Here is a 22,663-nt window from a genome sequence, read left to right on the forward strand (position 1 = left end):
TGCCGCTCCGCTCATCGTCTCGTCCTACTGTGACCGGGGCCGTCAGCCGGCCGCCAGCTCGCGGGCCCGGGCGCGGGCCCAGTCCTCCGCGTGCAGGACGTCCTCGACGGTCAGGGAAGTTCCCGCCACTGGCGTGCCGTGCTCGGCCACGACCTTGGCAACAGTGTCCACGATTCCCGTGAAAGCGAGGCGGCCCTTCAGGAATGCCTCCACGCACTCCTCGTTGGCCGCGTTGAACACCGCCGGGACGGTGCCGCCCAGCGAGCCCACCTCGCGGGCCAGCTCGACCGCCGGGAAGGCCTCGTTGTCCAGCGGGAAGAACTCCCAGGTGGCGGCCTTCGTCCAGTCGCAACCGGGGGCGGCGTCCGGCACCCGGTCCGGCCAGCCCAGACCCAGCGCGATCGGCATCCGCATGTCCGGCGGGCTCGCCTGCGCCAGCGTCGAACCGTCGGCGAACTCCACCATCGAGTGCACCGCCGACTGCGGATGGACCACGACCTCGATCCGGTCGAACGGGACGTCGTACAGCAGGTGCGCCTCGATCACCTCCAGGCCCTTGTTGACCAGGGTGGCCGAGTTGATCGTGACGACCGGGCCCATCGCCCAGGTCGGGTGCGCGAGCGCGTCCTGGGGGGTCACCCCGGCCAGCTGCTCACGGGTCCGGGTACGGAACGGCCCGCCGCTCGCCGTCACCACCAGCTTGCGGACCTCGGCCCGGGTGCCGCCGGCCAGCGCCTGGAACAGCGCGGCGTGCTCGGAGTCCACCGGCACGATCTGCCCCGGCTGCGCCACGGCCTTCACCAGCGGGCCGCCGACGATCAGCGACTCCTTGTTGGCCAGCACCAGCACCCGGCCCGCCCGCAGCGCGGCCAGCGTCGGCCGCAGCCCGATCGACCCGGTGATGCCGTTCAGCACCGAGTGGCACTCCATGGCCGCCAGCTCGGTCGCCGCGTCCGGGCCGGCCAGCACGGCCGGCAGCGGACGGCCCGCCGCCTTCGCCGCCAGCGCCTCGCGCAGCGCCGGCTCGGCCGTCGGATCGGCCACCGCCACCGTGTGCACGCCCAGCTGCAGCGCCTGCTCGGCGAGCAGCTCCACCCGGCCGCCGGCCGCCGACAGGGCGACCACCCGGAAGCGGTCCGGGTTGCGGAGCACCACGTCGATGGCCTGGGTGCCGATCGACCCGGTGGAACCGAGGATCACCAGCTCCCGGGGGCCGGACGGATCCTGCACGGTGGGCGTGAAACGCAGCTGCGGGTGGGCGAGCGAAGTCATGCGCCCATTGTGTCCTGCCCGGGGACCTCCTCGTGCCCGGCTCGGCACTCCCGTATGACGCCCCTCCTCAGAACGCCCCTCGGCATGACGCCACTCCGCATGACGCCCCTCCTCATGACGCCACTCCGCATGACGCCACTCCGCATGACGCCACCGCGCGCCGCGGCTACCGTCGGAGCCATGCGTACCGTCATCGCCGGGGGCCACGGACAGATCGCGCTGAAACTCGAACGGCTGCTCGCCGAACGCGGCGACCGCCCCGCCGGGATCATCCGCCGCCCCGAACAGGCCCAGGACCTCGTGGACGCGGGCGCCGAGCCGCTGCTGATCGACCTGGAATCCGCCACCGCCGCAGAACTCGCCCCGCTGCTCACCGGCGCCGACGCCGTGGTCTTCGCCGCCGGCGCCGGACCGGGCAGCGGCGCCGCCCGCAAGAACACCGTCGACCGCGACGCCGCCGTGCTGCTCGCCGACGCCGCCGAACTCGCCGGCGTCCGCCGCTACCTGATGGTCTCCTCGATGGGCGCCGACGCCGACGCCCACTACCCCGCCGACGACGTCTTCGAGACCTACCTGCGGGCCAAGGGCGCCGCCGACGACGCCGTCCGGGCCCGCACCGCGCTCGACTGGACGGTGCTGCGCCCAGGGCGGCTCACCGACGGCCCCGGCACCGGCCTGGTCCGGCTCGCCGCCAAGGTCGGGCGCGGCGCCGTGGACCGGGCCGATGTGGCCGCCGTCCTGGCCGCCCTGCTGCGCGAGCCGGGCACCGCCGGGCAGACCCTTGAGCTGGTCGCGGGGAACGCCACGGTCGAGGAGGCCGTCGCCGTCGCCGCCGGGCACAACGGCTGACCCGGACCCGGCCCCGGGAGCGCGCGGAGGGCCCGGTTCGGCGAACCGGGCCCTCCGTACGACGTGGATCAGGCGTGGATCAGAGGTCCAGGCCGGTGAGGACCATGACCTTCTCGACGGTGTAGTCGCCCATCGCGTACTTGACGCCCTCGCGGCCGACGCCCGAGTCCTTGACGCCGCCGTACGGCATCTGGTCGGCGCGGTAGGACGGCGCGTCGCCGATGATCACACCGCCGACCTCCAGCTCCCGGTGTGCGCGGAAGGCGGTCTGCAGGTCGTGCGTGAACACGCCCGCCTGGAGACCGAACGGCGAGTCGTTGACGGCCGCGAACGCCTCGTCCGTGCCGTCCACCCGGTGCAGCGACAGGACCGGGCCGAACGCCTCGGCCTTGGCCAGGATCGCGTCGGCCGGCAGCTCGGCCAGCACGGTCGGGGCGTAGGTCGCGCCCTCGCGGGTACCGCCGGCCAGCACCTTGGCGCCCTTGGCGACCGCGTCGTCCACCCAGGACTCCACGCGCTTCGCGGCGTTCTCGTCCACCAGCGGGCCGACGTCCGTCGCGTCGTCGTTCGGGTCGCCGGTGACCTGGGCCTTCACCTTGGCGACGACCTTCTCCACCAGCGCGTCGTACACCGACGCGTCGGCGATCACCCGCTGCACCGAGATGCAGGACTGGCCGCCCTGGTAGTTGGCGAACATCGCGATCCGGGTGGCCGCCCAGTCCAGGTCGGCGTCCGAGGACCAGTCGGCGAGCACCACGGCCGCGGCGTTGCCGCCCAGCTCAAGGGTGCAGTGCTTGCGCGGCACCGAGTCCATGATCTGGTAGCCGACCTTGTCCGAACCGGTGAAGGAGATCACCGGCAGGCGCTTGTCCTGGACCAGCGCCGGCATCCGGTCGTTCGGCACCGGCAGGATGCTCCACGAACCGGCCGGCAGCTCGGTCTCGGCCAGGATCTCGCCCAGCACCATCGCCGACAGCGGGGTCGCCGGGGCCGGCTTGAGGATGATCGGGGCGCCGACCGCGATCGCCGGGGCGACCTTGTGGGCGACCAGGTTCAGCGGGAAGTTGAACGGGGCGATGCCCAGCACCACGCCGCGCGGGAAGCGGCGCACCACCGCGAAACGGCCCACGCCGCCCGGGTCGGTGTCCAGCCGCATCGTCTCGCCATTGGTACGGCGCGCCTCCTCGGCGGCCCAGCGGAAGACGGAGACGGCCCGGCCCACCTCACCGCGGGCCCACTTGATCGGCTTGCCGTTCTCGGCGGTGATCAGCTGGGCGATCTCCTCGGTGCGCTCGGCCAGGCGCTTGGCCACATGGTCCAGCGCGGCGGCGCGCACGTGCGCCGGGGTCGCGGCGAACACCGGCAGCGCGGCGACGGCGGCGTCCAGCGCCTCCTCGACCTGGGCCTCGGTCGGGATGCTCACCTTGCCGACCAGACGGCCGTCCCAGCTGTTGTGCACCTCGAAGTCGGCGTCGCCGCTCGCCCGGCGGCCGGCGAGCCAGAAATCGTACGTGGTGGTCACCGTGGTACCGGCCCTTCCCTCGTCGTCGTCCGGCCCACGAACGTGGGCCCGAACCCGAGGGTAGGTGCGGCGGCGCGCCGACCGGATTGGCCGCCGAGGAGCGTTCGGCCCCGGGGCCACTCCATCCCGTCCAGCCGGGCCCTGCTGCGCCTTGCTTTCCTGGCTGCTCCCCGCTGTTGCTCGCTATTCCTCGCCGGAGCGCAGCGCCAGCCACAGCTCCATGCGCACGTCCGTGTCGTCCAGCGACCGCCCGAGCAGCTCCTCGACCCGACGCATCCGGTAGCGCAGCGTGTGCCGGTGCACCCCCAGGTCGGCCGCCGCGGCGTCCCACTGCCCGTGTCTGGACAGCCACGCCCGCAGCGACGCCACCAGATCACCGCGGGCCGTCCGGTCGTGCTCACGCAGCGGCCGCAGCAGCCCCTCCGCGAACGCCGTCACCGCGTCCTCCCCCAGCAGCGGCAGCAGCGAACCCGCACCGACCTCCTCGTGGTCCACCGACCGGCGGCCACCGCGCAGCGCCACTGCCAGTGCCCGCTCGGCCTGCGCGTGCGCCGTCCCCGCCTCCTCCAGGGCGGCCGGCGCCGACGCCCCCAGCGACAGGCCCTCGTGCTCCTCCACCACGCCCAGGCAGGCCCGGTGCACCGCGCCGTGGTCCAGCGCCAGCACCATCAGCCGCGGCCCGTGCGCACCCTCCTCGCGCGCCACCAGCAGCTTCTCGCCCACCCGGGAACCCGCCTGCTCCGCCCGGTCGGCCAGCTCCGCCAGCGCCTCCGCGGCATCCGCACTCGGCCCGGCCCCGGCCACCAGAACCCGTATCGTCCCCTCCGGCAGGCCGCCGAACAGCCCCACCGCCACCTGCCGGGCCGTCGCCACCTCGCCCGCCAGCACCATCCGCAGCAGCGCCGCACCCATCCGCTCCTCCGCCTGCCGCAGCTCGCGCGAGCGCTCCAGGGTGAGGGTCAGCAGCGCCACCGCCGCGTTCAGCACGTACCGCTCGGTCGGCGTGATCCGGTCCTCGGTCCCCACCGCCAGGAAACCCCGGGCCCGCCGGTCCGCCCCCAGCGACTGGACCACCACGTAGTCCTCGTCCGCCGTGTCTATCCCCGGCGACCGCCCCTGCAGCGCGGCACTCGACGGCGCCGGACGCCGCCGCAGCCGGTCCACCTCCGCCGCCAGCCGCCCCGCCCGGCGAGCCGCCCAGTCCGGCGCCACCACGGACAGCGCACCCGACCCGTCGTACAGCGCCGCCCAACCGCCCAGCCGGGCCGCCAGCCGGCGCACCACGGCCGTCGTGCCGTCCTTGCCGAGCGCCGCCCGGGTCAGCTCCTCCTGCGCCTCGAAGCTCGTCGTCACCGCCTCGTACTGCTCCGCGGCCAGCGCCGCCGACACCACCTTGCTGATCGCGATGAACGGCGTCGGCTCCGGCACCCGCAGCAGAGGCAGCCCGCGCTGCGCCGCCGCGTCCACCAGCGGCTGCGGCACCTCCGTGTGCGACAACCCCACCCCCAGCCCCAGCCCCACCACCCCGGCATCGGCCAGCCGGTGCACGTACGCCTGCAACTGCGCGGCGGTCCGGCCCAGCTTGATCCCGGTGGTGAGCAGCAGCTCGCCACCCTCCAGGAACGGCGTCGGGTCGTCCAGCTCGCTGGTGTGCACCCAGCGGACCGGCCGCTCCAGATGGTCCGCGCCGGCGAGAACCGTCAGATGGAGCGAACTGTTGCGGACGACGGAGGCGAGTGTGGGAGGCATGGCACCTTCGGGGGAACGACCCGACCGCGCCAGTGCGGCCGGGCGAGGAGAGGGCAGTGGATCCGGTGAGGGTCTCTCCCCTTCATTATGGACGCCCCGGACAACCCGTACTGCCGAATCCACCTCGAAGGCGACTTCCCCCCGCGGCCCCGGCCCCCGCCGGTCACCCCCGAAGATCCACCAGCAACGGCGGCACCTGCTCCCCCGACACCGCCGTCAACGACACCACCGCATGCCCCGCCGGCAACGCGTGCGCCAGATCCGACGGCGACCACCGCAACCGCTCCACATCCCGCGTCGTCACCGACTCCGTCTGCGCGGTCGTCCCCGACAACGCCTTCCGCCCCAACCGCCCGGCACGCCTTATCACCCCGCCCGAGGTGTCCGGGGTGTGCGTCACCGCCGTCTCCTGCACCAGATGCGTGCCCCAGGCCTCCGAGAACAGCCGACCGTCCCACGGCGCGATTCCCGGGAACGCCATCCGGCAGCCGACCGCACCGAACAGCGGCGCGCGCAGCGCCTCCGGCAGGTCCACCAGCGTCCGCAGCAGCAGCACCGCGCCCGCGTTCGCGCCCCGCATCCGCTGCACCCCGCGCACGGTCGCCGCGTCCAGCGCCGCCGAGGCGTCGTCCACCACGAGGCCCGCGAACAGCGAACGGTCCTCCCGGGCCCCGGCCGCCTGCACGAACTGGCCCACCACCAGCCGGGACAGCATCCGCGCCGCCTCCGGGTGGCTCCGCTCGGGCAGCTTCACCCGCACCCGCAGCGGGTGGTCCAGCACCCGCATCGCGAACGGCGGCCGGCCGGTGCCGTCGGTCGCGAACGCCCCCTCGAAGGCCGGCCGGTCCAGCAGCGCCAGCCGGTCCGCCAGCAGCGCCCCGGGATCGTCCGCCCGGCCGCGCTGGCGCTCCCGGTGCTCCAGGTCCCGCTCGTACGCGGCCAGCCGGCCGGCCGCCCCGAGCGCCTTCACCAGCGCCGCCAGTGCGTCCGCCTCACCGCCCAGCAGCGCCCGCAGCTCCCGGACCCCCGGGTAGCGGCGGTGCGCGGCGTGGAACGGGCCCACCACCTGCTGCAACGCCGTCCGGGCGCTCTCCGCGCGGGCCGTCAGCTCGTCCGGCAGCAGCGCCTCGGCCAGCCGGGCGGCCGCCTCGTCCGGATCCTGCGCCGCCCCGTAGAGGTCCAGCCCGTACACCGACGCCTGGTCGCCGGGAGCGATCACCACGTCGTACCAGCCGTCAGGCCCCAGGTCCGCGTCCGCCGCCCCGATCACCACCGCGCACGCGGTCCCCGCCAGTGCCTGCAGACAGAGTGCCTCCGCCACCGGCCGCGCCAGCCGCGCCGTCTTCCCCGTCCCAGCCGGGCCCACCGCCAGCAGCGAGGTGCCGAGCACCGCCGGATCCAGCGCGAACCCGGCCGCCCGGTGGGACAGCGGGTTCTTCGGCACGTCCTGGGTGGCGCCGAGGCAGACCTGACGGAGCAGCAGATCGTGACGCTCGGCCCGGCCGGGCAGCTCCCGCGCCTCGGACGGATGCGCGAACGCCGCCGCCCCTCGCGCCGCCACCTGCTCGACGAACGCCGGGACGAACACCGGATCCGCCTGCGCCGACTCCCACGCCCGCTGGATCCGCACGTAATCGACGTCGCCGACCGCCTCGCCGTCCAGCCGCCCCGCCGCCGCGGCCGCCCCGCCCTGCCGCAATCCGGCCCACGGGTCCGACCGCCGCAACGCCTCTGACGCCGCCCGGTCCTCCTCGGCGCGCTCCTCCTGCGTCACCGTCCGCGACAGCAACGGCGCCACGTACCGCCGCCACACCTCGGGCCACCGGCCCATCCGGCCGAAGACCTTGATGACCACGCCGATCACGAGGACGTTCAGGGTCAGGACGACCGATGTCGCGACCAACGCCGACTGCGACGGAAGGACGCCGATCAGCGTCGTCCCGTCCTTCGCGAACTCGACGCCGTATACATAGGCCAGCCATCCGACCACCGCGTTCAGTCCGGCCCGCAGGAGGAGCGGCCAGGTCGGCACGGTCGCCACCTCCGCCCGTTGCGGGTCGACCTGGCGGTAGCCCAGCCGGTACACGCCCGGTTCGGCCTCCGGGCGCGGGGCGGAGGCCCAGGCAGGGAGGTCGAAGGCAGGGCCGCCGGCGGTGCGGCCGCTGAGCCGCTGGTGGGGCATCGGGGGCGGGGGTGCGGTGGTGCGATCGCCGTGGTGGTGTGCCCCGTCCTGTGCCATGTACGGCCCCGCTCCCTCGCCCGCCCGGCCCGACCGCCGTCGGTGCCGCCATACCCATGCCGCCGTATCGGCGACACGCCCGCGCTCAATGTAGTGGAGCGGGGCCTGCGGGTAGTCGTGCCACCCGCGCTGGCCGTGCCGGACAAGTCGGACGGCGCAGTGCTACCGAGTGGCGCATGCCCGGCCGGGGAGGGCGGCCGTAGCCTGCGAAGCACCGAGCCGAGAAGTCTGGAGAAACCCATGAGCGCCGCAACGCCGCTCCCGCAGGAGCGCCGCCTGGTCACCGCGATCCCCGGTCCGAAGTCGCAGGAGCTGCAGGCCCGCAAGCTGGGTGCGGTGGCGGCCGGCGTCGGCACCACCCTGCCGGTGTACGTGTCCCGTGCCAACGGCGGCGTGCTGGAGGACGTGGACGGCAACTCGCTGATCGACTTCGGTTCCGGTATCGCCGTGACCAACGTCGGCAACAGCGCCGAGGCCGTGGTGGCGAAGGCGAGCGAGCAGCTGGCCGCGTTCACCCACACCTGCTTCATGGTGACCCCGTACGAGGGTTACGTGGCCGTCGCCGAGCAGCTGAACGAGCTGACCCCGGGCGACCACGAGAAGCGCACCGCGCTGTTCAACTCGGGCGCCGAGGCGGTCGAGAACGCGGTGAAGATCGCCCGCGCCTACACCAAGCGCACCGCCGTCGTGGTGTTCGACCACGGCTACCACGGCCGCACCAACCTGACCATGGGCCTGACGGCGAAGAACATGCCGTACAAGCAGGGCTTCGGCCCGTTCGCCCCGGAGATCTACCGGGTACCGGTGGCGTACCCGTACCGCTGGCTGACCGGTGCGGAGAACTGCGCCGCCGAGGCCGCCGCGCAGGCGATCGACATCATCAACAAGCAGATCGGCGCGGACAACGTCGCCGCGATCATCATCGAGCCGATCCAGGGCGAGGGCGGCTTCATCGAGCCGGCCAAGGGTTTCCTGCCGGCGATCGTGGAGTACGCGAAGGCCAACGGGATCGTGTTCGTCGCGGACGAGATCCAGACCGGCTTCTGCCGCACCGGCCAGTGGTTCGCATGCGAGGACGAGGGCATCGTCCCGGACCTGATCACCACCGCGAAGGGCATCGCCGGCGGTCTGCCGCTGGCCGCGGTGACCGGCCGTGCCGAGATCATGGACGCCCCGCACGCGGGCGGCCTGGGCGGCACCTACGGCGGCAACCCGGTGGCCTGCGCCGCCGCGCTGGGCGCCATCGAGACCATGAAGGAGCAGGACCTCAACGGCAAGGCGCAGCGGATCGGCGAGATCATGCTGGGCCGCCTGCGGGCGCTGCAGGAGAAGTTCGACATCATCGGCGAGGTCCGCGGTCGCGGCGCGATGATCGCCATCGAGCTGGTGAAGGCGGGCGGCAAGGAGCCGAACGCGGAGGCCACCGCGGCGATCGCGAAGGCCTGCCACGCCGAGGGCCTGGTGGTGCTGACCGCCGGCACCTACGGCAACGTGCTGCGCTTCCTGCCGCCGCTGGTCATGCCGGAGCACCTCCTGGCCGAGGGCCTGGACATCCTGGAGGGCGCGTTCGCCGCCGTCTGACGCGGTGAGCGCCCCGCCGGGTGGCGTACCCCCGCCGGAGGGTTGTCCGGACAGCGCTGAACGGCCCGCGGGGACCTGCAACAGGTCCCTGCGGGCCGTTCGGTTTGCGCCCCGGAGGTGTCCCGGTTGCGGGGTCGGGACCGGGGTCGGGTGATCGTTCACCGGGCTGGAGGGTTGCCCGAGGGGCGGTGAAGATGATGTGCGGAATCGCTGAAGGCACTCGGCGTGGAAGGGCTGTTGACGTAGTGTCATCGCAGATGGACAGCGAGCCTCAGCCATTGGCGGAGCCGTCCGCGGAGCCGCCGTTCGGCGCGGGTCCGCGCGCGGGCCGCGAGGACAACCAGGCCGTCCCGTACGGGTCGGCGCACACCGAAGGCCGATCGACCGACCGTCCGACCCACACCCCCCGGGGCGCACGGAACGGCGATCATCCGAGCCGCCCCGGAGCTCTCCCCCCTGCTCCGGGGCGGCTGTTCCGCGTCCTGGGCCGGGCGGCGGCTTCGTCGGCGGTGCCGGTGGTCGCGATGGTGCTGCTGGTGCTGGTGTCGTGGCAGGTAGTGGTGGACGGGCCGCTGCTCGGGCTGGACCGCGGGGTCCGGCACGGGGTCGCGACGGCCCGGCACGACCTGCACAGCTCGGTGCTCGACCAGCTGGGCCACGTCCTGGCGGATCTGGGCAGCACCGTCCCGGCGATCCCGGTGCTGCTGGCCGCGGGCGGACTGGTGGCGTGGCGGTTCCACCAGGCTGGGGCAACCCGCTGGTGGCTACCGATACCGGTGGCAGTGCTGACGGCGATCCTGATCCCGCTGCTGGTGGTGCCGGCCAAGGCGGCGTTCGCCCGGCCGGGCCCGCTGGGGGATCCCCTGCTGCCGGGGCAGTGGGGCTGGTACCCGTCCGGGCACACCGCCACCGCGACCCTGTCGTACGGGGTTGCGGTGCTGCTGCTGGCCCGGACGGCCGGGGTGCGCGTGGCGCGCAGGCTGCAGGCGGTGGCGGTGCTGCTGGCGGCGGGGGTCGGCGCGGGGCTGGTGTGGAGCGACTTCCACTGGCTGCTCGACGTGGTGGCCAGTTGGTGCCTGGCCGCGCTGGTGCTGTGGGCACTCGCCCGCTGGCTGCCCCGGCCGGGGGCACCGGGGCCTCAGGCCTCGGGTGCGGCGGAGTCCCAGGCCCCGGGCGCGCCGGGGACTCAGGCCTCCGGCTCGTCGTTGCGGTGAACGAGGCCGGGCTCGCCGTTGTCGCGGTGCCATTCGACGACGAGTTCGTCGCGGGCGCCGAAGCGGACGAGGTGGCGGCCGACGACGTCCTCAAGGCCGGGCAGGTTCTCGCGTTCGCCCTCGACGGTGAGCAGCAGGGCGTCCGCCTGGGCCTCCAGGGTGGCGGTGCCGGCGCCGAAGGTCAGGGTGCCGCGGCCGGTCTCCGCGGAGAAGGAGGTCTCGATCCTGCGGCCCAGGTGGGCGGCGAGCTGCTTGGCGTAACGGGCGGGGCGGTCGGTGGCGACGCGGGCTTCGGAGCGGGGCACGGGCCCTCCAGGTTCCGGGGAGAGCACTTAGGGCACCCTCACTTGCGGCTACGCTAACCCAGATACTGAGCCTGACTCAACATCTTTCCCGGGCGCCCGTCCGCCACCGGCCGCGGGCCGCCGACCGGCCGATACGCTTGGACGGACGCCTGCCGAGGAGACCGCCCATGACCACCACGCCGACCGACGACCCGGCGAGCTCCTCCCCCATTCCCGCGACGGGCCCGGCGGACACCGCCGCCGAGCTGGCGGACGCGATGACCCGGGCGATCAAGCGGATCCGCCGCCGCACCAGCGAGCGGCTGGAGCCGTACGGCATCACCCCCGGCCAGGGCCGCGCGCTGCGCACCCTCGCCCACGCGCCCGGCTGCGAGCTGCCGGACCGCGCGATGCGGCTGAGCGATCTCGCCGACCGGCTGCACATCGCCCCGCGCTCCGCCACCACGGTGGTCGACGCGCTGGAGGAGGCCGGCCTGGTCGAGCGCAGCCCCGACCCGGCCGACCGGCGCGCCGTCCGGATCCTGCTGACCGAGGCGGGTCGCGCGGCGGTGGGGCGGATCGGGCAGGTGCGGCACGAGGTGGCGCAGGAGTACTTCGGCGAGGTCAGTCCGGCCGACCAGGACGTGCTGCTGCGAGTGCTGCGCGCCGCCGAGGCCCGGTACGCGGCAGCCGCCCCGCCACGGCGGCCAGGGCCCCCGGGCGCAGCGCGGTGATCCCGATCCCGGCGATCACCAGCAGCGCGGCGCCGGCGGCGAGCGGGCTGACCCGCAGACCGAACTGGTGCGCGCTCTGGCGGGCCCAGGCCAGCCGGCGGCCGGCGATCGCCGCGGCGCCGGCCGCGATGCGCGAGCGGTCGGCGGTGCTGGGCCGCTCCGAGGGTTAGGTGGCGAAGCCGATCACCAGCCACATGAAGCCGACCCCGGCGAGGGTGCAGAGCAGGGTGCTGCGCGAGGGGTGCGGGCTGTGGGCCTCGGGGAGGATGTCGGAGGTCGCCAGGTAGAGCAGGAAGCCGGAGAAGAAGCCGAGGTAGAGGCCGAGCATCTGCTCGGGGATGGTGAACGCCAGGGTGATCGCGGCGCCGGACACCGGGGCGAGCGCGTCCGCGGCGAGCAGGGCGAGCGCGCGCCGCCGGTTGTTCCCGTAGAGCCGGGTGATCGTGTACGTGTTGAAGCCGTCGGCGAAGTCGTGCGCGACGACGGCGATGGCGACGACCGTGCCGACCGTGGTGCCGGCCTGGAAGGCGGCGCCGATCGCGAAGCCGTCCATCACGCTGTGCCCGACCAGGGCCAGCGCGGCGGTCAGGCCGACCCCCTGGTGCCCGGCGCGGTCCGCGTGCCCGTGGTGGTGGCCATGGGTGTGCTCGGCGTACTCGCCCTCGTGGCCGCGGTGGATGGCGACCGCGCGCTCCACCACGTGGATGGTGAGGAAGCCGGCCGCGAACATCAGCAGCGCCTGCGGCACGCCGTGCACCTCGCCGGGCGCCTGGCGCAGGGCCTCGGGCAGCAGGTCGAAGACGACGACGCCGAGCATCAGTCCGGCGGCGAAGCCGAGCACCAGGTGGCGCCGGTCGCCGGTGCGCTGGGCGACGAAGCCGCCGATCAGGGTCATCAGGAACGCGCCTGCGGCGACCAGGACGGCGGTCACCGGGCGGCCTCCGCCAGGGTCGGGCCGGTGCTCCGTCTGGTGCTCGGTCCGGCGCTCGGTCGAGCGTGTGGTCTGCGGGCCGCTCTGCCCATCTCTCCCCCAGGGTTGCGCCCGACGCCGGGCCGACCGCCGACCGTATCGGACGGGCGGTCAGCGGCGGTCGCCCGGGGTGCCCGGCCAAGGCCGGGGCCCGCTTCCCAGCCTCGGGCCGGGCGTGGCGGCGCGCCCGCCGGAGGGGCCGTCGGGGTGAGCCCTCGAAAGGTCGGAGCGAGGGGCGAAGGGGGGTAGAAACGGCCGGTCAGCGGCCTGCGGCGAGGGGCAGGCCGAGGTGGGTCATGGCGAGTTCGCGGACACCGTCGCCGTCGACCAGGTGGATGTGCCGGTGGCTCTCCTCGGCGGTCAGGTCGAGGGCCTCGTCGGCGAAGCGGCCGGTGGTCAGCCGCAGGCCGCGCTCGGCGGACTCCTCCCGGACGGCCTCGGCCAGCGTCCGGATCTCCTCGGCGGCGACCTCGGCGCCGCCCCGGGAGGCCCAGACCACCCAACGGCCGGGCAGCGCGCTGCCGGGGCCGCCCTCGCCGGTGGCGACCAGCCCGGCCGAACCGCGCAGCCGGACGCTCCACTCGGCCAGCCCGCCCCGGGTGAGCAGGTCACGGACCAGCTGGGCGAACTCGTTGGCGGACAGGTCGGGCGCGGCCGGCACGGCGGCCCCGGCCCGCGCGGCCGGCTCGACGCCCGCCCGGGCGTACGGGTCCGGGGTGACGGCGGCACCGAGCTGGCGCAGCCGCACCAGCGCCTCGTCCTGCTCGGCGTCGGCGTAGACGCCCTCGCCGTCGCGTTCCTCGTACGGGGCGGCGGGCGGCAGCAGCCGGGTGCGGGCCAGCGCGTCGCGGTCGGCGTCCACGCTGACCAGGCAGAGCGGTTCGGCCCCGCCGGGCTCGCGCAGCCAGCCGTTGAGGACGACGCCCGCGAGTATCTCGTCGGTGTCGACGGCGTCGGCGGCCTGCAGGGCGCGCAGGGCGAGCCGGGCGACCAGCCGCAGGTAGTCGGTGGCTCGGTCGGCCGGCCGGCGCGGCACCGGGACGATGTCGCCGTCGGGGGCGAGCCGGTATCCGGTGAGCGAGGGCACCAGGTCGAGCGGCGGCAGGTCGAGGTCCAGCACCGCGGTGCGGGTGAGCGGGCGGAAGACCGCCCGGCAGGGGGCGGGCAGGTCCTGGGTGGCCGTCTCGGCGGCGGCGAGGGCCCGCTCCAGCAGCGACTCCACCGCGGCCGGCTCGGCCAGCCGGTAGGCCCGGCGGCACTCCTCCAGGCTCTCGTTGTACTCGCGCACCGCGCGGGCCCGGGCCGCCTCGGCCTCCTCGTGGGCCCGCCGGGACTCGTCGGCGGCCGGGCTGCCCGCCTCGGCCTGGCGGGTGCGCCACTCGCGCAGGGCGCGCTGGTGGGCCAGCCGGGCCTGGGCCAGTTCGCGCTGGTAGCCGGAGTCGAGCAGGCGGCGGGTCGGGGCGGCATCGGGGCCGGCTGCTGGCGGCTCGGCGGGGGCGAAATCCTCCCAGCGGGGCTCGGCCTCGGCGGCGGCCGCCGGCCCGTCGGCCGGGTAGGGGCGGGGCTCGTAGCGCCGCAGCTGGCTCTCGAAGTCCATGGCCGAGACGGGCAGCGCGGCCCGCCGCAGCAGGTCGGCGAGCCGGTCGTGCTCGGCCTGGACGGTGAGCGTGCGGTGGTGGGTCAGGGCGGCGGCCCTGGCCTGGGCCGCGACGGGCTCCTCCGCCTCGGACGGGCCGTCACCGGTGGTGCCGGTGACGGCGGTGGCGCTGACGGCGCCCGGGTCCGGGCCGGGATCGGCGCCGAGGTCGCGGAACACCGAGGCGAGGAAGCCCGGTTGGGGGAACTGGGCGGTGGTGGTGCCGTCGGGCTGGCCGTCTGCTGAGTACTGCATCGGTCGTCGTTCCCCCATGCTCGTCCGGCGCCTGCCCGGGGCGGCCGGCGACCCTGCGGCCCGCCCCCTGCCGGACATTGTCCACCGAGCGGGCGCAGTGGTCAGCCAAGCCTCTCAGTTGGTCCGGGTGTTGGTCAGGTGCAGGCCGATGTAGCCGACATAGATCCGGCCACTGCCCGAGCAGTCGTCGAGATAGTGCAGCCGGGGTGCGGTGCGCCCGCCGCCGATCCGCAGGTGCGCGCCCATGAACGCGCGCCGGGAGGCGTCCACGCACTCCGGCACCGGCAGCATCCGCTCACGCTTCCACTTGGTGTGGCTGAACACCGTCCGGGACTCCCCGCGGACCGCCTTGCGGGGCGGGAAGCGGTGGCAGCCGTCCGGGGTGTGCTCGCACCACTGCTTGAAGTCGCCGCCGGCCTCACCGCGGACGGCCGCCTCGGCGTACTCCTGAAGGGCGGTCAGCCCGTCCCAGGCGAGCCGGGCCCAGCCCGCCCCGGCGCACTGGAGCTCGTCCAGCGCGAGCGCGGCCTTCTGGTCGCCGGTGAAGGTGAGCAGCGGGAACTCGCCCAGCCGGGACAGGAGTTCGGAGAACGTGTCCGGACCGTCGGCCTGCCCTGCCCGCCCGGTCCGCGCGGCCTGGGCGCGCGGTGCGGCGGCCTGTCCGGCGCAGAGCCGGGCGGGCAGGGCACGGCCCCGGGCCCTCGCCCGGACCCGACGCTCGCGGCTCAGGGTGCGCCGGACGCGCTCCAGTTCGTCCGCCCTGGCCTGCTGCTCGGCCCGGTCCTGCTGCTCCTCCCGGGCAAGCGCGGCCAGTTCGGCGCAGGCGGCGGCCTGGCGGGCGGTCAGGCCGGTTGCGGGGTCGGCGACCGGGTCGGCCGGCGAGGCGGCGTCCTGGCGGTGCTGCGGCGGGGGGACCCGCAGCACCGGGACGGCCGCGAGCGCGGGCGGCAGCGGCAGGTCGGCGGCGATCCGGCGCGGCTCGCGGGCGAGCAGCCCGGCGGCGCGGCGGAGGTCCTGCTCTATTCGGCCTCGGGCCAGCACCGGGTGCCGGGCGCCGTCCTGCCGGGAGGCCGGGTCGACCTCGGGCAGGTAGGTGCGCACCGCCCCGCCGTAGACGGTGTGGTACTCCAGCGCGACGTTGAACCCGGTGCGGGCACCCGGATCCAGCACGTAGGCGGTGGCGAGGCCGGGCAGCTGCTGGCAGAGCGGGCGGACCACGGCCTCCACCCAGAGGTCGACCGGGTGGTTGACCGGGACGCTGGCGACCACGGTGGGCAGTCGGCGCTCCGGATCGCACAGCTCGTCGATCAGCCCGTCGACCTCGGCGGCGGTGATCACCCGCGGCGCGAGCTGGACGACGGCCGGGCCGTCGGTGGCGTCGAGCAGCGGTAGCAGCGTGCGGGCGAGTTCGGGGACCGGCACCCGGCACGGCGTGCGCAGGCCGTTGCCGGTGCTGTGCGACTCGGCCTCCAGCCGGACCCAGGTGGGGCCGTCGGCGGCGGTGGCCACGGTCAGCGTGAGCTGCTGTGTCCCGTGCGGGGCCGGAGTGCGCAGGCGGCGGCGGTCGTAGCAACCGGCGCCCGGGCCGCCGCGCAGCGGGCCGTGGTCGCGGTCGAGCAGGACGCGATCGCCGAGGCGGAGGCGCTCGGCCTGCGGGTTCCCGGCGGGCGGGGGCTCCTCGCAGCCTTCCTGTTTCAGCCAGTCGGCGAGCTGCTCGTCGGCCAGGGAGACGGCGTCGGCGTGCGGGAGGGTCGTGGTGACGGTCATCCGGTAGGGCGTCGCGGGGCCCCGGGGGCCGGGCAGGTCGGCACGGGCGGGCGAAGGGGAGCGGTCTGAGGTCATGCGCATACCTCCGTGGTGCGGTGGTGGGGTCTGGTGTCCTCCATCGATGGGTTTCGTCCGGTTCGGCCGGATCCTTGCCCAGGAAACGCCACGACCGGGAGTGGAAGTTCCAACTCCGGGCCACGTGAATACGTTCGAGTGAATCTGCTCAAGCCGCGCCCCGCGTGGCGCGGCGTCCGGGCTACCTTGGCCGACTCGGCCGAGGTCGGCAGGTCGGCCGCGATCCGGCCGGATATGCGTCTGCGAACACTGCCCCGTCGATGAAACAGTGCCCCGCCGATGGCCTAGACCGGCACCTCGACATACGTCCGGCCGGCCGCGACGGCCACGGCGGTGCCGCCGGTCGCCTCGGCCAGCCAGGCATGGAAGGCCGCCACGTCCGGCTCCGGCACGCCGACCTCGATCCGCACCCCGGTCGGCTCGTAGGCGAGGTCGCTCACCTTGTACCCCGCCGCCCGCAGGTCGTTCTCCACCCGCCCGGCCCGCACGTGGTCCGCGGTCACCGCCAGCAGCGCCACCGGCCGCCGCTCCAGCAGGCCGACCTCGTCCACCGCCTCCGACACCGCGTTCCCGTACGCCCGGACCAGGCCGCCCACGCCGAGCTTGATGCCGCCGAAGTACCTGGTCACCACGGCCGCGGTGTCGGTCAGCCCGCGGCGGCGGAGCACCTCCAGCATCGGCACCCCGGCCGTGCCGCCCGGCTCGCCGTCGTCGTTGGAGCGCTCGCGGCGCTGCTCGTCGCCGACCACGAAGGCGGTGCAGTTGTGCCGCGCGTCCCAGTACTGCTTGCGGATGCCCGCGATGAAGGCCTGGGCCTCCTCCTCGTCGGCGACCCGGGCGAGGTGGCAGATGAACCGGGACTTCTTGATCTCGATCTCGTGGCTGCCGGCCTGCCGGATGGTGAGGTACGGCCTGGGGGTCGGCTCCGGCGTGGCGGACATGGCGCGGCGGTTCTCCCGGGAGACGACGAAGGCTGGCGGCGCACGCCCCGGACGTGCGGGGCGGCACCGCCAGCCTAGTTGGCCGGGCAGGTGGTCGGCGGCAGACGGCCAGCAGGCGGCCGGAGGCCCACTGTCAGCGGCCGGCCAGGGCGTCCAGCTGCTTGCGGTCCAGGCCGGTCAGGGCGGTGACCTCGGCCGGGTCGACGGCGCCGCAGTCCAGGCCGCGCAGCACGTAGCCGCTGAGTGCCCGGGCGGTGGCCGGCTCGTCCATCACGTCGCCGCCGGCCTTGGCGACGTACGCGGCCAGCCGGGCGGCGGCGGCCTCCAGACCCTCGCGGTAGAAGGAGTACACGGCGACATAGCGGGTCGGCAGGTGCGCCGGGTGCATGTCCCAGCCCTGGTAGTACGCGCGGGCCAGCGACCGGCGGACCAGGTCGTGGTGGAGCTTCCAGGCCGCGTGCACCTGCTCGGTGGAGCCGGTCGGGATGACGTTGGTCGAGCCGTCGGAGAGCCGGACCCCGGTGCCGGCCGCGGCCACCTGCATGACCGCCTTCGCGTGGTCGGCGACGGGGTGGTCCATGCTCTGGTAGGCCGCACTGACGCCGCAGGAGGCGCTGTAGTCGAAGGTGCCGTAGTGCAGGCCGGTGGCGCGGCCCTCGGCGGCCTCGATCATGAGAGCGACGGTGGCCCGGCCGTCCGGGCCGAGGATCGCCTGGGTGGTCTCGATCTGGCTCTCGAAGCCGATCCGGCCGGCCGGCAGCCCGGCGCGCCGCTCGAAGTCCTCCAGCAGCCGGACCAGCGCGGTGACCTGCTCGGCGTACGTCACCTTGGGCAGGGTGAGGACCAGGCCGTCCGGCAGTCCGCCGTTCGCGAGCAGAGTGGCGAGGAACAGCTCCAGGGTGCGGATGCCGCGGGCGCGGACGGGCGCCTCCATGCACTTGATCCGGATGCCGATGTACGGCGGCGCGCTGCCGTCCGCCACGGCCGCGGCGACGAGTTCGGCCGCGCGGACAGCGGCGGCGTCCTCCTCGGCGTCCGGGCGCGGGCCGTAACCGTCCTCGAAGTCGATCCGCAGGTCCTCGATCGGCTCGCGTTCGAGCTTGGCGCGGACCCGGGCGTGCACGTCGGCGAGCAGGGCATCGTCGGCCACGCCGAGGGCGCGGGCGAGCTCGGACGGGGTGCCGGCGTGGGTGTCGAAGGCCTCCAGGGCCTGCCGGCCCCACGCGCGGACGGTGTCGGCGGCGAAGGCGTCGGCCGGGACGTAGACGGTGTGCACCGGCTGCCGGGTCCCGGAGTCGCCCGGGTAGCGGCGTGCCAGGTCGGCGTCGACCGGGGCGAGCAGCACCTCCACGGCGTCGCGGGCGGCGGCGGAGAAGGAGGCCCCGCCTGTCGGTCCGTTACCGTCGACCTCGACCTGCGACATCGTGCTCCTCCATGCCGAACCAGCACTTCAACAATTTGTTGAGGTGAAGGTAGCCCCGGCGGGGTCGGGCGTCAATGGCCGACCGAGCGGTGGACGGATCCCGGGACGGAGGTCACTCCCTCCCGGCGGCGGCGTAGCGGTCGCTCAGCTGCGGGTACAGCGCGGCGACGTCCTTCGGGTGCACCGAGCCGTCCGGGCGGTTGCCGGTGACCCCGTACTCCGTGGTCAGCCACTCGGCGAGGCGCTGCGGGTCGGGCTGGTGCTCGAAGGTGTCGATGTAGGAGACCAGCGCCTCGAAGGCCAGCTCCGGGTCGAGCCGGGCGGGCGCGGGGCGCGGGCCGGGCTCGTCTGAGTGGACGGGCGGCTGCAGGTGCAGCTGCTCCTGCGGCTGGGTCGGCTCAGCGGGGTGTGCCTCCGCGTGCGGCGCGGGCTGGGGCAGGGGCTGGGGCTGCTGCTGCGGGCCGGGCTGAGGCGCGGGCTGCGGGGCCGGCTCCTCCTCGGCGGCCGGGCGCGGGGGCTTGAACCACGGCGAGGCCTGGCCGGGCACCCGGCCGGCCGGGGTCGCGTCGGTCTGGTGACCGCCGGTGGTGCGGACCGGCCGTGCGGTCCAGACGTTCAGCTCCTCGCGCGGCGACTGCGGGGCCTCCTCGGCCACGCCCTCCGGCTCCTGCGCGGCGCGCAGGCGGACGGCGGCGAGCTTGGCCAGCATCGGCGCGGCCACCTCGGCGGACATCAGCGGGACGGCGGCCGGCTCGGGCTGAGTCTCCTGCGGCTGGGCCTGCAGAGCCTGAGCTTGCGGAGGCTGAGCCTGCGGCGGCTGAGCCTGCTGCTGAGGCCGGGGCTGGACCTGCCCGACGGGCTGCGGCTGAACCGGGACTGCGGGACCCGCGGGACCCGCCGGTGCGATGGCCGCGGCGGCGCGGTGGTCCTGGAGCTGGAGCTCCCGGACCTCCGTCGCCTCCCGCTCGCGCGCCTCGTCGTCCAGCCGGTCGAGCAGCGCCGGGTCCAGCGGCACGCCGTACTTGGCGAGCTTGAGCGGCAGCAGCGCCTGGATCGGCGCCGACCGGCGCCAGCCGCGTCCGTACCGGAAGCGCAGCTGAGCCCGGTAGACCAGTCGGTTCTGCTCCAGCCGGACGACCTCGTCGTACGACCGCAGCTCCCAGAGCTTCATCCGCCGCCAGAGCCGGAAGGTCGGCACCGGGGAGAGCAACCAGCGCATCATCCGGACCGACTCCATGTGCCGGTCCGCGGTGATCGCCGCGATCCGCCCGACCGCGTGCCGGGAGGCCTCGACGACGACCACGAAGAGCACCGGGATGACGGCGTGCATCCCCATGCCGAGCGGGTCGCCCCAGGAGGCGGCCGCGTTGAAGGCGATGGTGGCGACGGTCAGCAGCCAGGCAGTCTGCCGCAGCAGCGGGAAGGGGATCCGCAGCCAGGTCAGGACCAGGTCGAGCGCGAGGAGGACGACGATGCCGGCGTCGACGCCGATCGGGAAGGCGTAGGCGAAGGTGCCGAAACCTTTCTCTGCGGCCAGTTCCCGCACCGCGTTGTACGAACCCGCGAACCCGATGCCCGAGATGATGCAGGCGCCGGCCGCGACGATGCCGAGCAGGCTCCGGTGAGCCTTGGTGAGCGTTGGGCGTGCCATTACGTCTATCAACCCCTGGATGTCGGCTGCTGCCGTACGCAGCCCCGCTGCCGGTTCCCGCCGGTCGGGCGCGCCGGACGGCTGAGCGACCTCCGGGCTCGGCCCACCGGAGTTTACTCGTACACCCGTTTCAGCGTTCTCGCAGGCCGGAGTGTCACGGCAGGACGCTTGCCCGAACCGGTTCACCGGACCGGTCGGAGCGTCAGGTGGCCTGTTCCGCCGTGCCGTTGAGGTAGGCGAGCACGGCGAGGACGCGTCGGTTGGCATCCTCGTCGGGGGCAAGTTCGAGCTTGGTGAAGATGTTGGCGATGTGCTTGGCCACCGCGCCGTCGCTCACCGTCAGCCGGGCGGCGATCGCCGAGTTCGAGCAGCCCTCCGCCATCAGCTCCAGCACCTCGCGCTCGCGCGGCGACAACCGCAGCAGCGGCCCCGGACGGCGCGAGGTGGTCTGCATCAGCTTCGCGATCACGTCCGGGTCCATCGCCGTCCCGCCGGCCGCCACCCGGCGGACCGCGTCGATGAACTGCCCGGCGTTGAACACCCGGTCCTTCAGCAGGTAGCCGATCCCGCCCGTGCCGTCGGCCAGCAACTCCCGCGCGTACAGCTGCTGAACGTGCTGCGACAGCACCAGCACCGGAAGGCCGTGGATCTCCTGGCGCGCCTTGAGCGCGGCCTGCAGCCCCTCGTCGGTCAGCGTCGGCGGCAGCCGGACGTCGACCACGGCCACGTCCGGCCGGTGGGTCAGCAACGCCTCCAGCAGCTCCGGGCCGGTCTCGACGGCGGCGGCGATGGTGAAGCCGTGCGCTTCCAGCAGCCGGATCAGGCCTTCCCGAAGGAGATAGAGGTCCTCGGCGAGGACAACTCGCACGGCAGCTCCAAGGTGATGGTGGTCGGACCGCCCGACGTACTGTCGATGGCAAGGACACCGTCGAAGGTACCCAATCGGCGCTCGACCCCGCGCAGGCCGGTCCCCTTCGCCGGATCGGCCACGCCGACGCCGTCGTCCGTCACCGTCACCCGCAGGGATCCGGCCCGGTACAGGATGTCCACCCACACCTGGTCCGCCTTCGAGTGCTTGGCCGCGTTGGCCAGCAGTTCGCAGACGCTGAAGTACGCCGCCGCCTCCACCGGGGCCGGCAGCCGATCCGGCAGGCTGACGCACACCTCCGCCGGCAGCGCGCTGTCCAGCGCCAACAACCGGACGGCGTCGCCCAGTCCGCGCTCGGCGAGCACCGGCGGGTGAATACCGCGGACGAGATCCCGCAGCTCCTGGAGAGCCCGGGCCGAGGACTGCCGCGCCTCGGACAGCAGCTCGCGGGCGGCCGTGGGATCGGTGTCCATCAGGTGCTCGATCGTGCCCAGCGTCATCCCGATCGCGACCAGCCGCGCCTGCGCCCCGTCGTGCAGATCCCGCTCGATCCGCCGCAGCTCGGCCGCCTGGCTGCCGACCGCGTCCGCCCGGGTCTCGGTCAACTCGGCCACCCGCCTGGTCAGCTGGGCGTGCGTCGCCCGGCCGTCCTGGTCCAGCACCCGGCGGGCCACCTCGACGTATCCGCGCACCGCGTACGGCGCCACCAGGACCCCGGCGCCGATGATGCCGAGCCCGACCGCGATGTTCACCAGCGTCGACGCCATGCCCGCGCTGAACGGCCCGGCCCCGTCGACGACCCTCGGCCCCGTCGGGGCGTACACCGTGCCCATCAGCAGGAGAAAGGCCACCGGCCCCGCGAGCGCCACCGTCACCAGCGGGTTGACGACCAGCCAGAGCATCTCGGCGCGGGTGGTGCGGTCCCGGAACGCCCAGTGCAGCAGCTGTGCGTACTTCGCGACCGTCCGGGAGCGGTGGTACGAGTACCCCGTCCACCAGTGCCCGCGTTCGTCCGACTCCAGCACCGGCATCGGCTGGTACACGGCGGGCAGGCGGATGCCGAACCAGCGCTCCAGTTGCCTCCGCGTCCGGTTCGCGGTCCGGCGGACGAGGGCACCGGCCACCAGGCCGCCGGCGAGGATCGCGGCGATGAGGGCGAAGAGGACCACCGGGTAGTACTCCTGCATGATCACGACCGTCGCGCCGGCCGCGATCCAGGCCGCCCCCAACGGCAGCACGCACCCCGGCACCGCGCCCAGCACCATCAGGGCCAGCCGCGCAAGCCCTTGGCCTCCCGCCGCCAGGACCGCCTGGCCGTACGCGCGCATCGTCATGCCGCTCGTTCGACTCTCTGTTGTCACGGAAGCTCCTGATGCCGGTCTCGATCGTCCACCATCAGTGTTCACGAACCGGCCGCCCCGGGCACTGGCCATGCCACCCCAATTCCGGGGTGGACCTAGCACCACCTGGGGGTGGGCATAGCACGAGGGGGTTTGGTGAGATTGTCCGGAAATGCAAAGAACCCCTGATCCGTGATGGATCAGGGGTTCTTCGGAATGATTGTTCGGCGGCGTCCTACTCTCCCACAGGGTCCCCCCTGCAGTACCATCGGCGCTGTGAGGCTTAGCTTCCG

18 protein-coding genes and 1 rRNA gene are annotated in these 22,663 nt (G+C 74.4%); 5 read left to right on the forward strand and 14 right to left on the reverse strand.

Features of this window, described 5'->3' with window-relative positions:
* Positions 1–42 precede the first annotated feature (42 nt).
* Positions 43–1,272, reverse strand: a complete 1,230-nt coding sequence (dxr, locus tag KV557_RS34530; RefSeq protein ID WP_218205535.1) for a 1-deoxy-D-xylulose-5-phosphate reductoisomerase — start codon at positions 1,270–1,272, stop codon at positions 43–45.
* A gap of 180 nt (positions 1,273–1,452) precedes the next feature.
* Here dxr and KV557_RS34535 point away from each other — a divergent pair, with 180 nt between their 5' ends.
* Entirely contained in the window at positions 1,453–2,121 is a 669-nt protein-coding gene (locus tag KV557_RS34535; RefSeq protein ID WP_218205536.1) for an NAD(P)-binding oxidoreductase, read from the forward strand.
* 79 nt (positions 2,122–2,200) lie between these two features.
* Here the strand turns inward: KV557_RS34535 and KV557_RS34540 are convergent, their stop codons facing one another.
* The 3 genes from KV557_RS34540 to KV557_RS34550 all read right to left on the reverse strand — a co-directional run bounded on the left by KV557_RS34540 (position 2,201) and on the right by KV557_RS34550 (position 7,631).
* Positions 2,201–3,643: an aldehyde dehydrogenase family protein gene (locus tag KV557_RS34540; protein WP_218205537.1), complete on the reverse strand. Its 1,443-nt coding sequence runs from the start codon at positions 3,641–3,643 to the stop codon at positions 2,201–2,203.
* A 183-nt stretch (positions 3,644–3,826) separates the two neighbouring features.
* The gene (locus tag KV557_RS34545; protein WP_218205538.1) at positions 3,827–5,392 is read right to left on the reverse strand and encodes a PucR family transcriptional regulator; all 1,566 of its coding nucleotides are present in this window, start codon (positions 5,390–5,392) and stop codon (positions 3,827–3,829) included.
* Positions 5,393–5,555: 163 nt separating this feature from the next.
* Entirely contained in the window at positions 5,556–7,631 is a 2,076-nt protein-coding gene (locus KV557_RS34550) for an ATP-binding protein (protein ID WP_218205539.1), read from the reverse strand.
* Positions 7,632–7,871: 240 nt separating this feature from the next.
* On the opposite strand from KV557_RS34550, the gene gabT reads away from it, so the two are divergent.
* Together gabT and KV557_RS34560 are read left to right on the forward strand one after the other, a co-directional pair.
* Positions 7,872–9,212, forward strand: a complete 1,341-nt coding sequence (gene gabT, locus KV557_RS34555; protein ID WP_218205540.1) for a 4-aminobutyrate--2-oxoglutarate transaminase — start codon at positions 7,872–7,874, stop codon at positions 9,210–9,212.
* Between the two features lie 257 nt (positions 9,213–9,469).
* Complete coding sequence (locus tag KV557_RS34560; RefSeq protein ID WP_218205541.1) at positions 9,470–10,426, forward strand: phosphatase PAP2 family protein; 957 nt, start codon at positions 9,470–9,472, stop codon at positions 10,424–10,426.
* Here KV557_RS34560 and KV557_RS34565 read toward each other — a convergent pair.
* The gene (locus KV557_RS34565; protein WP_218205542.1) at positions 10,399–10,731 is read right to left on the reverse strand and encodes a DUF2218 domain-containing protein; all 333 of its coding nucleotides are present in this window, start codon (positions 10,729–10,731) and stop codon (positions 10,399–10,401) included. The two genes, KV557_RS34560 and KV557_RS34565, sit on opposite strands and share 28 nt — an antisense overlap.
* A 167-nt stretch (positions 10,732–10,898) precedes the next feature.
* On the opposite strand from KV557_RS34565, the gene KV557_RS34570 reads away from it, so the two are divergent.
* Both KV557_RS34570 and KV557_RS34575 read left to right on the forward strand, forming a co-directional pair.
* Positions 10,899–11,444, forward strand: coding sequence for a MarR family winged helix-turn-helix transcriptional regulator (locus KV557_RS34570; protein ID WP_218205543.1), 546 nt, complete (start codon positions 10,899–10,901; stop codon positions 11,442–11,444).
* A complete protein-coding gene (locus KV557_RS34575; RefSeq protein ID WP_218205544.1) occupies positions 11,441–11,614 on the forward strand; it encodes a hypothetical protein in 174 nt (57 codons plus the stop codon). Before KV557_RS34570 ends, KV557_RS34575 begins: the two co-directional genes overlap by 4 nt.
* Here KV557_RS34575 and KV557_RS34580 read toward each other — a convergent pair.
* The 9 genes from KV557_RS34580 to rrf all read right to left on the reverse strand — a co-directional run.
* On the reverse strand, positions 11,611–12,339 hold the full coding sequence (locus KV557_RS34580) for a ZIP family metal transporter (RefSeq protein WP_218205552.1): 729 nt from the start codon (positions 12,337–12,339) through the stop codon (positions 11,611–11,613). The two genes, KV557_RS34575 and KV557_RS34580, sit on opposite strands and share 4 nt — an antisense overlap.
* A gap of 334 nt (positions 12,340–12,673) precedes the next feature.
* Complete coding sequence (locus KV557_RS34585) at positions 12,674–14,305, reverse strand: restriction endonuclease (protein ID WP_218205545.1); 1,632 nt, start codon at positions 14,303–14,305, stop codon at positions 12,674–12,676.
* A gap of 114 nt (positions 14,306–14,419) precedes the next feature.
* A complete protein-coding gene (locus KV557_RS34590) occupies positions 14,420–16,147 on the reverse strand; it encodes a hypothetical protein (RefSeq protein ID WP_218205546.1) in 1,728 nt (575 codons plus the stop codon).
* 284 nt (positions 16,148–16,431) lie between these two features.
* Positions 16,432–17,088, reverse strand: a complete 657-nt coding sequence (locus tag KV557_RS34595) for a YigZ family protein (protein ID WP_218205547.1) — start codon at positions 17,086–17,088, stop codon at positions 16,432–16,434.
* 133 nt (positions 17,089–17,221) lie between these two features.
* Positions 17,222–18,511 carry a DUF6986 family protein gene (locus KV557_RS34600; protein ID WP_218205548.1) on the reverse strand — a complete coding sequence of 430 codons (1,290 nt, stop codon included), beginning with the start codon at positions 18,509–18,511 and terminating at the stop codon, positions 17,222–17,224.
* A 112-nt stretch (positions 18,512–18,623) separates the two neighbouring features.
* Positions 18,624–20,162: a DUF2637 domain-containing protein gene (locus tag KV557_RS34605; protein WP_218205549.1), complete on the reverse strand. Its 1,539-nt coding sequence runs from the start codon at positions 20,160–20,162 to the stop codon at positions 18,624–18,626.
* A gap of 202 nt (positions 20,163–20,364) precedes the next feature.
* Entirely contained in the window at positions 20,365–21,030 is a 666-nt protein-coding gene (locus tag KV557_RS34610; RefSeq protein WP_218205550.1) for a response regulator transcription factor, read from the reverse strand.
* A complete protein-coding gene (locus KV557_RS34615) occupies positions 20,982–22,391 on the reverse strand; it encodes a sensor histidine kinase (RefSeq protein WP_308130215.1) in 1,410 nt (469 codons plus the stop codon). The genes KV557_RS34610 and KV557_RS34615 overlap by 49 nt, the downstream gene beginning before the upstream one ends.
* A 201-nt stretch (positions 22,392–22,592) precedes the next feature.
* Positions 22,593–22,663 (reverse strand): 5S ribosomal RNA (rrf, locus tag KV557_RS45150); the annotation flags it as partial.

The organism is Kitasatospora aureofaciens (assembly GCF_019192735.1).
GTDB lineage: Bacteria > Actinomycetota > Actinomycetes > Streptomycetales > Streptomycetaceae > Kitasatospora > Kitasatospora aureofaciens_A.